Here is a 13,622-nt window from a genome sequence, read left to right as displayed (position 1 = left end):
GATAAATAAATTAAGAGAGGAGTAAAACATATGGAGTTATTTTCAGCGTTGGCGTCGGGTTCATACCCGACCATGCTTTATACAGTTTATGCAGAACAGACAAGTCGTTCTGCAAATTCAGTTACATATAGCTTTACATGTTGGGCTAGGTTAGATAACCAAACTTACGATTATTTTAACGCACTTGTTTATCCTAAGATTAATATAGGTGGTACTACTGCTTCTTTTGCTGCTTTAGGTAAATTCCCAAAAGGGGCAGGAGCTAAATTTAGCACAATCAGCGTAACTGTATCTGGAATATCAGCGGCAACATCTAGCTTGTCATACACATTCTCAGCAACGTCACAACTTGGTGGAACATCAAGTAGTACAACAGGTTATGTCGGAGGTAAATCAGGAACCGTACCTGTTTCCGTTTATGCTACGACTCCCTCATTAGGTGGCTCTGTTACCATTAGGGATGGTTCAACAGTGGTTTCTTCTTATTATAGAGAAAATCTTGGGACAGGCTCTTTTAATATTAGCTGGCCAAGCGCATCAGGTGCAAACGGAACTCTTGTTTATGAGCTACAAAGAAGTATTAATGGTCAAAACTGGACCATCGTAAATAGTGCTATAAGTGGTACGTCTATTAATGATGCTCCAGGAGCAGGTGCAAACTCGGTTCGATATGCTGTGCTGGCAAAGAACCGTGTAGGAACAGACGAAATGATGTCTGGGTTTATTTACTCTCCAACAGTAAATAAAAATGAATTAAAATCACCGTCATTAACTTCTAGTGCTAATGTTACTTACAATACAAGAACCTTTGTTGTAACACTTGGAGCTGCTTCTGACAATTTGGGTTCTTCAATAAGTTACACCATTAGTGGGATATCAAGTAAGTACACAACTATTAATGGAACTACTAATGTTTCTCCAGGGAACATTACAATCAATGCAAACAATGGTACGGGCGGTACTTATATGACGTTAGACAATCTAAAGGCCGCAGCATTAAATGGGGCTGCCCATTCAGATAATAACCCCTACAAAGGAACCATTGATTTACAGGTAACTGCTACAAATGGTAAAGGTTCATCGAGAACTGAAACAGTAGCTATTCCACTCAATTTAGGAATAGACGCTCCTGTAAATGGAACTCCTAGTGTATCTATAGCAGCCACTTCTTACTACTCAATAAATTCAGTAAACTATATCTTCCCTGAATATAAACCACTTTCACTTTCGATTGCCGGCTCAATTAAGGACATGCTTGGCCGAAATTGTAGCTATGACATAATAATGGAAGAAGGAGAAGCATTATGGGTTCTTAAAAATACAGGTATTGTTACTGCCGCAACTACAGCAACTCTCAACCACACTGAAGTCGGTTTATTAACTAGTAAGAAAAATGTTTCCTTCTTTATAGAAGCTAAAACAATAGGTAACGCATCGAAACTGTCTGCAAAAACCCAAAAAGTAGATCTTCACTACTACAAAAAACCAAGTGTTACTTCAAGTGAACTATCTCGTATAGTTGGTAAAGCAACCTTCAAAGTTAGTATTACTCCTAATACTTCATTAGCAGGAGCTACAAATACCTCAACAATGCCATCAGGATATACAAAAGGAACTTCAGCTATAACTTCCGGAACAGAGTCTTACACAGTAACAAGTAGTACAACTCTTGCTGATTCGTATACTGCGACAATTTCTGTTGTAGTTCGTGATTCAATAGGTTACATATTAAATGGTTCAAATGATGTTACCCTAAAAGTTACTATTCCTACATTTACACCTGCATTATCTATCCGTCAAAGAGGGGTAGGTATTAATGGTTTTGCAGGAACTACGGAAAAACTTTATGTTGGTGGTAATGTAAAAATTACTGGAAACTTAATTGTTGGTGGAATAATTGACATGGGTAATACGAACATCGAAAACGTAAACCATATTACAATCACTGATCCAGGTGGTGGAGAAGGGATAGAATGGAAAGACCCTACAAACAATTGGAAAATTGTAGTTTCACCAGATAATCTTTCAAACGCTACAGGGGATTTACAGTTCGCTCGAAATGGTGCAAGAAGAGCTACGGTAAGAGCAAACGGTGAAGTTGCTGCAACAGGTGGTTTTGCTGCAACTAACCCTGGTAATACCGCAGCATCAATCTCATTAAACTTCCTTAATAATATCGCAAGACTTCGTACTGGTGGAACAGGTGCTGGCGCAGATAATGGATTGGAAATTCACGGAACTGGTGATGTTGTTAGGTGGAAAGTAGACGGTGCTGGTAACGTAACAAACTATGGAAACCTTAATATTGCTGGAGGTAGAGGAATTTACTTCTTAAACGCATCAGGAATGATGATGGATTCATTTGGGAACATCAAGGTTAGAGATGCAGCTACACATTCAACCGATGCTTCCTGGAGTGTGAGCGATAAAAATGGTTCTATTCCTTTAATAGTTTGGACTGGTGCGAATGGTGGTGGATACACGGAAGCAACAAGTAGGCCATTTACACAAGTTACAGCATTCACGAATGGTTGGCAGGATTACGGTGCCTTTGGTCCGGTTGCTTATACAAAAGACGTTGCAGGATTTGTTGTGTTACAGGGATTGTTAAGAGGTAATAGCGGTACTACTGGGTCTGCATTTCAATTGCCTACTGGATTTAGACCAAAAACAACACTTATCTTTAATGCTATTAATGGTGTTAATGGTAACTCCCGTCTTGATATAAATGCAGATGGAACTGTTGTAATGCAGGGTGGCGCTCATGAGTTCTGTTCTCTAAATGGAGTTAGGTTTCTAGCTCGACAATAAAAAGGGGGGGTTGTTTATGGGAAGTTTAGAAAATATTGAAGTCGTAGGTGAAGTAGGAATTATAGGGGAGCCTATTATAGAAGAACCTGTTAATGATTTTCCACTTACCTCTATAGATATGGGATTACCATGTTGGGAAGTAGATGAGGAAGGTTATGTGATTGAGCACTACTTAATGTCAGAGGACAAAATAGAAAAAGCTTTATCTGCAGGAAGAAGAATTATTAAGTTTTGCTGGAAAGAAAGTTATTACAAACCCCGATTTGATAAAACTTTAAATGAGTGGGTTGAGGGTGCAGATATGGAAGTTGTTTTAAAGGATGTTAAGGCAGTTAAATTTAATCAACTAAATGATGCATGCAATAAAGATATCTTAGGCTACTTTGATGCTTCTGTTGGCTCAGAGACATATACATTCTCTTTTGATACAGAAGCACAGTCTAATTTCATTGGTAGTTTAGCATTATTTAATGAAGGTCTTATGACAGAAGTTGAGTGGACTGCATGGAAAGGTGATACACCCCATAGAGTTACTTTAAATAGAGAGCAGTTTATGAGTGTTGCATTTGTAGCGTACCAAGAAAAGGATGCGAAAATATCTAAACTAAGAAATGTACTTCAGCCACGAATAGAGGCATGTACAACTATTGAAGAAGTAAATGCTATTCAGTGGGACGAAAAACCAACACAACTAGCTTGATATTTTAATAAGTAGTCCTTATGATTTGTTCAGAAAATAATATGTTCCAAATATTCAATAGGAGGAAAGACAAAATGAATCAACAAGGGAATACAACAAATTTAGATGTAAATCTACTAATCAAAGAATATGAAGCAACAATTACTACGTTAATCAGTGAAAATGTTAAATATAAAACACTTCTAAAACAAAAAGCTATCGAAGAGCAGCAGCTTCAGGAAGAAATGATGCGACATGCAGCACCCCCTGCGCCACCTGCGGTTCCGACAAAAGAAATAGTAGAAACTGAAGTCGTAGCATAACAATAACTTATATATTGACTGGTCATATACGAATGGTTACGTTCATGAGGGAGCAATAGCTCCCTCTTATTATATTTTGGAGGTGTTTCTGAATGACACAGGTACGAATCCGAATTCGTTCTATTACAACAGACGAAAAATCCCCTTGGGTTTATATTCAAGAAGAGACCAGACAGGAAACTCCAAAAGCAAATGCATTCCAAGTGAAAGCGGAACCTGTTATGAAACGAATCACTAAGACAAATCAATATGGACATTTTCATTACAGCGAAATGCAATATGGAAGAATTGAAGCAATCTTAGCTTCTGCTTTAGAGATAGGTAAATCTCCTATGAGAATAAGAAACGAAAAAGGAGAATGGATTTATATTCAACAAACAACCATCGATAGTGCTTGTCCTGCTATTCGGATACGAAATCGATATAGTGAACAGGCAGGTCCTTGGGTTTATATCCAACATAAGGAGGTGTAGGCATGGAATATTTGAATAATTATTTATCTGTTCTACCTAATTATGATCGTAAAGAAGTAGAGCAGCTATTACAAGAAAATATGGATTTGTTTGATGTAAAAGTCATAACAAAAGAAGAGTTCGAAGCACTTATTCAACAACTTGCAAATAGAAAAGAAAAGGTTACGACTCTTACGACAACGGGTGAAAAAGTAGATGCCGAACATTTTAACCAAATTCACTCGAATGTAGCTTTGGATTTAAAGAGACTTTATAACTCACATCTTATTATTGAGAAAGTAATTGCGAATTACGACAGAATTCTTCGAGGAACATTAGATGATGTAAAAAGAGAAGTGGACTCACTTTCTACTCGTGTTGAGGAATTAAACCTAAAAGCAAAAGGAGAAGATGGTTTAGTCGTAAAGACATACGGTTTTGAAGAAAAAGAAAAGAGTTTGTACATGGAAACAGATCATGATCAATATGCACATTTATTCTTAGACCGCGACGGTAAATCTTTACAAAGCGCATCATTGAATCGTAGTTTTCATCAACACTATTTATCACTACCTATCAGAGAAGTGGAGAACACAATGCAAAATTCAAATGGGGCGACAACTGCAAAGATTGAAGTTATGTATCAAGCACCAAATAGCATTTCAGATAAAAACCATCCATTGGAACATGCAATAGATGATTCACTTGAAACGTATTGGGCGCAAGCAGTTAAAACGAATGCACCTACTTATACGGAAATAAAAAAACTATAGAAAGGAGGAAAGAGAATGCCTACTCCCATTTATATTGAACAACATTATTCATTATCCATATCTGAATTTGAAGGACTATGGGAAATGACATTTATGCACCCATACAATCGACAAGAGCATTTTAGTATCTATCTAGTTGCTCCTAATAGTGATTATGAACATGCTGAGCTTGATGATCGCCCGATTGTAGAAGCTGGACCAAGATTAACGGAAGTATTAAAACGATTACTTTATAAAATCGAATACTATCCTTATTCTTGGGAATTCGCGGGAAAGAAAATTGTTTCATATGGGTATGATTTTGAAACAGACTTTACAGGTACTAGCTTGACCTATATTGATTTAACGGAAATCGCCCTTAAAGAAGTAAATGAGTTTTATAATTTCTTCTCCGCGTTAGAAACAGATGTAGTAGATGAAACAGAAAAGGTCAGCGGAAAAGGTGTTATGGCCAAGCTAAAAATCACGTTAGACAAGCCTAAAACCGTAAATCATTTGTTCATTGATTTCTTTACAGAGTATCCAATCGAGTTACTTTCATTGATGTATCAAGTTGACCAGAATGAAGAATCGACTACTTACGAAATTCCTCTTTCAAGAGCAGTTCAAACAAATGAATCGATCTATCTCCATTTCTCTCCTGTATTTGCAAAGACATTCTATTTAATCATTAAGCAAGAGTCTTACACATTACTAGACCAAACAATGAAGGAAGAAGAAGTAATGAAAGCAGAGCTATGGGATCAAGCTTCAACAAGAAGCCAATCTATTTATGAGTCTGCAGTTGGAGAATATGTAGACCAATTATTCTCTTCTAAATCTGGTATTCAGCTGCATCAAGAAATCTTAGATAGTTACCAAAACATTAATGTAAGTCACTCATCTATTTCATCGGACCCTATGAATTTATACCGTAGTGATTTTGAACAAGCAAAAAAATCTTTAGATAGCCAACAACGATAGAAAGGAGGATTTAGATGGTTAACAGTTTTGAAAGTGCAAGTAAACCAAAAACAACTTTACTACAAAGTCAAAGTACTACAAGTAGCACAACACCTGGACCGCTTCCTCCAATCGTAGAAGGAATTGGTTCAAGTAATCGTACAAATAGTTCAACAGAATATGTTTACCAGTATGGAATAAAGAACATTCAATTAAATCATTCTCTGTATGAACAAGCTGGAATTTTTGTTACAAAACCAATTGAAGTAGAGGGGAATATTGTAGAGGTTTCATTATCTACCTTTGAAGACCATCCGCTGTTTAATGAGCTAAATGGGATGGCAACAGATCGAGTCACTTCTATTGAATACTACATCTCATTAGAAGAAAATCCTTCACTTAATGATTGGGTTTCAATCCTTCCTGAAGGTACAAGGAATGTGAAGTGTGAAAAGCTATTCTTCCGTGGCTCAAGTGCGGGACTTCGATTCCATGCAGACATTAGTGATGAAGATAATACAAGAGTATACCGCAATAATATTTTAATGAATAGGAGTGACTGGTACTTTACAGAAAGAGGAGCTGCTATTCAGTTGGCTGTGCCTCATGATAATAGTTCAATTTACACTATTGATTATGTACCAAACGCAAACTTATTTGACCCTTGGACAGTTAAGGTAGGAGATCGATTTTCTAAAAGGGTTCGTAAAGTGGAGTCTTTCCCAAATGGAACTGATTATAACAATACAATTAAGCTGTCTAAGTATCCATATGTTGATTATAAACAAGTGAACAGTGAAGAGAGTTATGATCCGAATACAAGTGATTACAGACCAATTGATGTATTTCTAACGAATGGTTCAATTGTAGTAGAAGGGGGAAAGACACAAAAAGAGTTCTTCCCAATCTCTTATTCAAGCAAAAATGAATTTACAACAAAAAACCGTACAGATTATAAAACTAACAAAGATGTGTTTTTAAATAAGTACAGCATTGTTCCGGATTCTGTTTACAATACATTTGAGTATAAGCAAGAGAAGAATAAACTTATTTTCACAGAAAGCTTTAATCGATCGGACCTTTATTATAATGAAGCAACAAATCATGGTAATGCTACAGTGGTTGTACACTACGATTACTTAGTGACAAACTTTCGATTAAAAGTTATTTTGCGTAAAAACGTTGGTGATGAACTAGTAGTAACGCCAATGGTCGATAGTTACCAATTAAAATTTAAAGTCATGAAGTAGGGAGGTGCAAGAATGAATGCCCCTGTTATTGAATCTAAAATATTAGAGAAACAAAGAGAATATCTTTTGGAGCAAGCGAAAATACGATTAAGTAGTTCTGCTACAAAAGAAGAAGTATCTCAATTAGCAGATGAAATCTTTTACAGGTATCAATCTTGTATAGGTAAGCCTTTATTCCAGGCACGTAAAGTTGTGTATGGAGAACTACCTTTTCTTGAGGATTACTATGATAACAACAAGGAAATGGAGAAAGACTTAGGTATCTTATTCTCAGAACTAAATACCATTGCTACATACCTGGTAGATTATTTTAATTATTCTCAGAGTGAGAAAGATAGAATCTTATCTATCGTGCGCAGTATTAATGGGGTCGTATCAGACCTTCAAATGTTAACTGAAGAAACAACCCCTAACACGGTTTATTTAAAAGAATCGTTTACGAATTACGATAATGTGGATTCTGCTTTAACTCCAGTAGAGAACAGAAGCATGATTCATACACAAGAAGGCGTATTAACACTGCGTCGTACAAATGCTTTAAATAGAAGCATAGGAAGTAAAGTTCGAGCTATTCAAGGTAATGGAATTGCAGGAACTTATTTTCTATCTCGTAAAGTTCAATCAGATTCAGATTTCGAAAATTACCAGTATGTTTCTTCTCAAATTAAGAATGATGATCCAAAAGCATTAATCGACGGAAACCCGGATACTGTATTTGAATATGAAATGGTAAATATCCCAGAAAGTTATAAGAAACAATCATTCTATTACGACGTTGAATGGGCAAAGGGAAAGGAACATGGTGACTTACTACGTGTAAAGATTGTTGTTCAATTACCTAAGAACGAGACAATCAACTGGATTAATTTAAATCCTTATCATGCTGCAGGTAGCCCAGGTACAGTTAATGTATATTCTATTCGAACGTCTAATGACGGTATTGAATACCAAGGTCTTTTCGAAAAAGACCAATTTGTATTAAACCAAGAAATCAATAAAACACCTCAAAGCTATCGAGCTGAGGATTTATTCGATGGTAGTGAAAACTTTGCTAAAACAAAATTTTCTGGCCAAGGTGTTTGGAGCTTCCCATCAAGAGAAGCAAAATATATTGAATTCGTACTAGAACAACCAAATTCTTATAAAGAATTATTAGGACAAGAAGCATTCTATAGAAGAAAAAAAGATTCTACTTCATTTACACGTATTCGCAAACAGGAGGTGCCTAGTAATATTGTTGATGAAAAATACGGCATCCATACTATTAATAGCGACTATGAGATTAAAAAGGTATTAGAAGCTGTTGAAGGTTGGCGTTACGCTATAGGAGTTCGAGACATCGACATTATGAGTTTCGAATTCGCTGAAACGAGTGAATATATTAGCAAACCATTTCTATTTGAAGATGGTATTAAGAAAGTACTTCTATATGCAAATGAAAAAGTTCCTGCTATATACAAAGAGAAGGTAAGTGAATCCAATGATTGGATTCAATACTTTGTTTCTTTCGATGATATAGACTGGCATAGAATCTCCCCACAACATCAGCAACCAGTAAACGATAAGTTCCCTGCAAAGGTGCTTTCAGTTAATGATAACGAATCTGATATTGAAAATGCGTTTGCTCTTTACAAACAAAACCTTCAATTAAAAGAACTTCCAAAGCAAGTAAGGTTAAAAATCATTATGAAGAGACCGGAGAAAACAACAGAAGATGAAATACCTCTTCTTCATACAACACCACTCGTTGAAGACTTCGCTTTAAAAATTCTTACCGAACAGAAAGGGGTGTAGGGGATGTCTATCAATATTCGTCAAAAACGTTTTACTGTAGCGGTAAACCAAATCCTTCAAGAAGAACTGAGAAAGGGAAATCTTCCTACATCCAAGGAATTCGCTTCTCGTTTAAATAAACTATTAAGAGATCAAGAATTAAGTGCTCCTGAGTATACATTTAAGCGTATTCGTAATGGTGAATTAGCTGAGTCTGATTTTTTTAATGAAGTTGTTGGAAAAATTCAAAAAGATTTGATGATTCTTTACGAAAATACAATTGCTGTTCATAACCAGCTAAAGGGAAAGTTTCATTGGTTTGAAGTAGAAAAGAATCGATTAGAGTATGAAGCTAGAAGATTAGAATCGGAATTAAAAGAGAAAATTTTGCTATATGGAAAGACAGGTTACTTAGCTAGTATCTTTGATACATTGGATGATCTATCTAAAATTGATTCAGAAGACAATGTATCTATCGATATAAAAAATCATCAAATAACACTTAAAAAACAGGAGAATACCTCATTTGTAATTAATCCTGCTAGTGAAATTAAGTTCGTTATGCCAAAGAGTTCTGTAAGTACATTTAAGAAGATTCCCATTTCAGGGAAGATTGAACAAGCATTAAATGTAAATACAAATGAAACATTCCAAGAAGTATGGTTGTCTAAAACGGAAGGGCCAGCTGATGGATATCTAGATATCAAATTTAATGATAAACAGGTATTGAATCGAATTGATTTAAGCCTACATACAATTAAAAGTGCTACTGTGTATATTGAATTCACGCTAGATGAACTGAATTATTTCCACTTACCATATTATCCAGATGGTAAGCAGACGGGGAATAATGTATCTTTTTATTTCCCGACAACAGAAATGAAGAATATGCGAATTTGGATTCGCAAACAGGAAAGTGATAAAGAAATTGTCCATCCTGAAGGTTATTCATATCAGTACTTGTTTGGAGTTAAAAAAATTCAATTTTTCCAATTAAGTTATCCAGAAAGAGGAGAGGTTGTTACAAAATTTCTTACGCCAAAAACAGATGAGACATTCTCTATTGGGAAAGTATCATTGGTTACAGAAGAAGAGATTCCGGACGGTACGGATATCGAGTACTTTGTACGAGTAGATGATAGGGAAGAGAGTTGGAAACAGATTTCTCCTGTTAACAGGGATACTGCACAAGCGCCTAACCTAATTGATTTTAAATATGTTGTTCATGCTAGTCCAACAAACTTGGGCATTAGAAAGAATATCGGTGGCCAAGAATCTGAGATTATTGAACTGCAAGCAAATGGAGTTGCATTCTACTCATTAGGTTCTATTGAGAAGCGTAAAATCGTTCCGCGAACAGAGCGTTTATATATGGGTAAAGATGCTTGGAGTGTTCAGAAGACAGTCGAGAATTTTGGTGAAACCCATATCCCTTCTCTCGATGATTGGAAGAAGCCATCAAATGATATCGTTCGAAATGTAATACCAATCAAGGAAGGGAATCGAGGACTGATTTTACAAGATGAACAATTCACACAACATACGCAACTGTATTATGGAATGGGTATTTTCTATGAAGGAAAAGAACAAGTGCTTTCTACAATCCCATCATCTACAGAACCGATTGCCATCTTCTTAAATGGAGAAAAGTTATTTGAAGGAATCCCTTCTTCTCAAACTAATGTAAACTACAAATTTAAACAGGGATGGAATGATCTAACTGTGTTGGTGTATGTACAGAATTTGAATAAGGACTGTACGATTGATTTAGGATTTGATCCGATTCGTGTAAGTACTCATTGTTATTCTTCAAGTCAGTTCCTGGAAAAGGTATCTGTATTCGACTTACGATATAACACAAAGAACAACGATTGGTCTAAGTACGCCCTTTATGAGAAAGATGGAAAGGTTTATATTGTGGTTAATCATTCACTACCGGGTGTAACATATGATTTTTACTATGACTATGTGGATGAAGTAGAGCACCGAAATATTCAATTAAAAATCGTTATGAAACAATTCTCAGTAGGGCAGTATACAACACCTGTATTACGTCGATATACATTACAATTTAGTTAGTGAAGAGTTATCAATGGGTAAAGAAATGCTAAGACATACTTGTTACAAGTCTCAGAATAAAAATAGGTAAGTACTGTCCCAATTAGAAATGACAAAACGTATGTGTTGGTAATTTACAAAACTGTATTAAAGAAAAATACCTATCTAAAGCTTAAATAAATGAAAGGGATGGCAAAGAGATGAAAATAGAAAAGAAATATAAACCTTCTTTCCATAAAGCCAATGCTCGTTACCGTGGTGTTACTGAGCTTTCCCAATATACGAATTTTGTTCTTGAATCTGCCCACGACCTTTTATTATTAGGAAACATTACAGAAGGAAATGAAGCAACACATAAAGATGGACACAAAAAAGAAATGTACAATAATTTCATTTCTATCATGACAGGTGATCGGGAAGTAGGGAAGTCGAGTTTATTTACGGCTTCCACACTTCAAAAAATTGATTACTCACGAACAGTTCCTATTCCTGAATTAGATAGTTGGAGCCCTTTAAATGGCTGTACAAAAACAGCAGTGAGTGACGCAATTAAGCTCTCTTCAAATGGATTGCTAGATCCAGTAGGAATGTTTAGTACTCTTTATGTAGAACCAGGAGACAAGCTTTATATTCGAATGAAGGTAAGAAGTACAGGTGGTGCTTCAGACTTTTCCTTTGGTTCGAACAATATGCGTATGGGACCAGATAAGAATGGTGACACAAGGAAGGTTCCTTTAGCGAAAAGTAATGAATTTATCACTATCGATTACGTGTTACGTTTCCAATATGCTGAATCGGTATCAATTAATATAAACGTTCATGAAAAACCGAAAGAGTTAAAGGCTGAAAATGTTGAAATAAAAGATCTTGAGATATATTACTTTAATGAAACACCAATTCAAGCTTCATCTATCGACATGGTTATTAAACCAAATGTTGATGAACTAGAAGAAAAAATTAATTCGATACGATAGGGAAGGTGAGTACATGCGCCCGATTACATTAAGAAATCCGAATCTAAACAAGGGGCCTAGCTCTTCTGAAGAGTTTAATAAACTACGTAATGACATCCAGACTGATATTACAAATTTGTTTGATATTGTTAATAGTCATGATGGCACAATCTCTGAAAATATGGATCATATTTTACGTGAAAATTACTTCTTACAAAACCGTCTAAAGAAGTTAGAAGGACGGGTATATGAGCTAGAAAAGGATTACCAAAATAACAGTGTAGACGGGGAGAGTATCCTAACTCGATCCTTCTATCATGCAAGCAATATTATTTCCTCAAATGCAAATAATCCCATTAATATAGATACACTTCACGGAATTGTTACCCCAGTTGTTGTTAGATCTCATGATAAGATTGCTTATAAGAATGACTTAGGGGAATACATATTACCTAGCAACCTAGAAGTAAGTGTATTTGAGTCCTCAGATGTAGAGCCAATTGATGAAGAAACAAACCAACGCAAGTTCTATGTAGTAGATTCTAGTGGTATTACTAAAGCATTTGATGGAGATAAGAACTCATTCTGGGTTCGTCAATCTGAATCAAACGAAAACAAATGCGTAACAGAAGTGTATGGATTAATTCATGTGAAAATTCCACAAAATATTTCTAATAACATTTATACAAACACAATTACTATTCATCCATCTCCGGAGTACTCTATGAGTATTCTTGATATTCAATATAAGAATCAAAATGGAGAGTGGAGGCGTATTGAAACCTATCCAATTAAAAAGGTAAACAATACAGAAATTCCAGAAGAGATTGTTGAATCTGGTAAGTTAGTATTCTCATTCCCAAGAAGACAAGTAACAGAATTACAAATTAAAGTAAAACAACCTTACTGGTTTAAGCATGATAACAAACGAATTTTTATGTATGGATTCCAAGACATCGTTGTTGAATACCGTGAATATTCCCAAGATACTGCGGAATTCACAACAAAGTTCTCTTTAGAAGGAACAAATCGTCGTTTTACAAATGTAAACACGCCAAAGGTAACAGTACCCGTTGGATGTCCATCATTTAATGATTACACTGTAAAACATGAATTGTACTTTGATGAAGGACTAATGGAGAAGTTTGATTTTTCAACAGATATTTTCCAACCAATTCAAACTGTATATGTAAAAACGCTTTTAAAAACAGCAGGTGCTCAGGTACCAATCTTACGCGAGATTGAATTGCCTTACCGACATGAAGAAATAGAATAGTTATAAAAAGAGAAAGAAGCATAACAAAAATATTGTCTTAAAGATTTATGAATTTAAAAATCCGTTTCTATTTTAGAAACGGATTTTATGCATTTAATTTTTTCATTTTTTATTAGGTTTGTATTATTCAATGTGGGGTTACAAACCTTTTACTTTTATCACAATTCGGATTACTAGTATCATAAACTAAGTTTTCGAATTTTGGAAATTTGTTTCCTATTAAAAATACAAATTTTCTTAAACGTTTTCTTTCAGAATCATTTTTCTCTTCCTGTAATCAAGTTTTTTCACAATTATGTGTTTTTGGTCGGTTAACTTTATTATCGGAGTCT

At 35.3% G+C, this 13,622-nt stretch carries 11 protein-coding genes; all 11 read left to right on the top strand.

Going from position 1 to position 13,622, the window contains the following annotated elements; translation table 11 throughout:
- The first annotated feature begins 30 nt into the window (after positions 1–30).
- Entirely contained in the window at positions 31–2,811 is a 2,781-nt protein-coding gene (locus ACTL4X_RS17570) for a beta strand repeat-containing protein (RefSeq protein WP_012593301.1), read from the top strand.
- Positions 2,812–2,827: 16 nt separating this feature from the next.
- Positions 2,828–3,511 carry a DUF4376 domain-containing protein gene (locus ACTL4X_RS17565; protein ID WP_000535029.1) on the top strand — a complete coding sequence of 228 codons (684 nt, stop codon included), beginning with the start codon at positions 2,828–2,830 and terminating at the stop codon, positions 3,509–3,511.
- Between the two features lie 74 nt (positions 3,512–3,585).
- Positions 3,586–3,813: a hypothetical protein gene (locus tag ACTL4X_RS17560; RefSeq protein WP_001075733.1), complete on the top strand. Its 228-nt coding sequence runs from the start codon at positions 3,586–3,588 to the stop codon at positions 3,811–3,813.
- Positions 3,814–3,905: 92 nt separating this feature from the next.
- On the top strand, positions 3,906–4,286 hold the full coding sequence (locus tag ACTL4X_RS17555) for a hypothetical protein (protein ID WP_000195545.1): 381 nt from the start codon (positions 3,906–3,908) through the stop codon (positions 4,284–4,286).
- A 2-nt stretch (positions 4,287–4,288) separates the two neighbouring features.
- Complete coding sequence (locus tag ACTL4X_RS17550; protein ID WP_000456149.1) at positions 4,289–5,038, top strand: hypothetical protein; 750 nt, start codon at positions 4,289–4,291, stop codon at positions 5,036–5,038.
- 15 nt (positions 5,039–5,053) lie between these two features.
- Positions 5,054–6,001 (top strand): hypothetical protein, encoded by a 948-nt coding sequence (locus ACTL4X_RS17545; protein ID WP_001142990.1) that lies wholly within the window; start codon positions 5,054–5,056, stop codon positions 5,999–6,001.
- A 14-nt stretch (positions 6,002–6,015) separates the two neighbouring features.
- On the top strand, positions 6,016–7,230 hold the full coding sequence (locus tag ACTL4X_RS17540; protein WP_000248228.1) for a hypothetical protein: 1,215 nt from the start codon (positions 6,016–6,018) through the stop codon (positions 7,228–7,230).
- Positions 7,231–7,242: 12 nt separating this feature from the next.
- Positions 7,243–9,024: a hypothetical protein gene (locus ACTL4X_RS17535; protein WP_000993511.1), complete on the top strand. Its 1,782-nt coding sequence runs from the start codon at positions 7,243–7,245 to the stop codon at positions 9,022–9,024.
- A 3-nt stretch (positions 9,025–9,027) separates the two neighbouring features.
- The gene (locus ACTL4X_RS17530) at positions 9,028–11,082 is read left to right on the top strand and encodes a hypothetical protein (RefSeq protein WP_086401376.1); all 2,055 of its coding nucleotides are present in this window, start codon (positions 9,028–9,030) and stop codon (positions 11,080–11,082) included.
- A gap of 179 nt (positions 11,083–11,261) precedes the next feature.
- Positions 11,262–12,035: a hypothetical protein gene (locus tag ACTL4X_RS17525; protein ID WP_000687646.1), complete on the top strand. Its 774-nt coding sequence runs from the start codon at positions 11,262–11,264 to the stop codon at positions 12,033–12,035.
- A gap of 13 nt (positions 12,036–12,048) precedes the next feature.
- Positions 12,049–13,290, top strand: a complete 1,242-nt coding sequence (locus ACTL4X_RS17520) for a hypothetical protein (protein WP_086401375.1) — start codon at positions 12,049–12,051, stop codon at positions 13,288–13,290.
- The last annotated feature ends 332 nt before the right edge of the window (positions 13,291–13,622 follow it).

Origin of the sequence: Bacillus sp. RE35, assembly GCF_052146655.1 — a bacterium.
Taxonomy (GTDB): domain Bacteria; phylum Bacillota; class Bacilli; order Bacillales; family Bacillaceae_G; genus Bacillus_A; species Bacillus_A cereus.
This window is presented reverse-complemented; position numbering and strand designations above follow the sequence as displayed.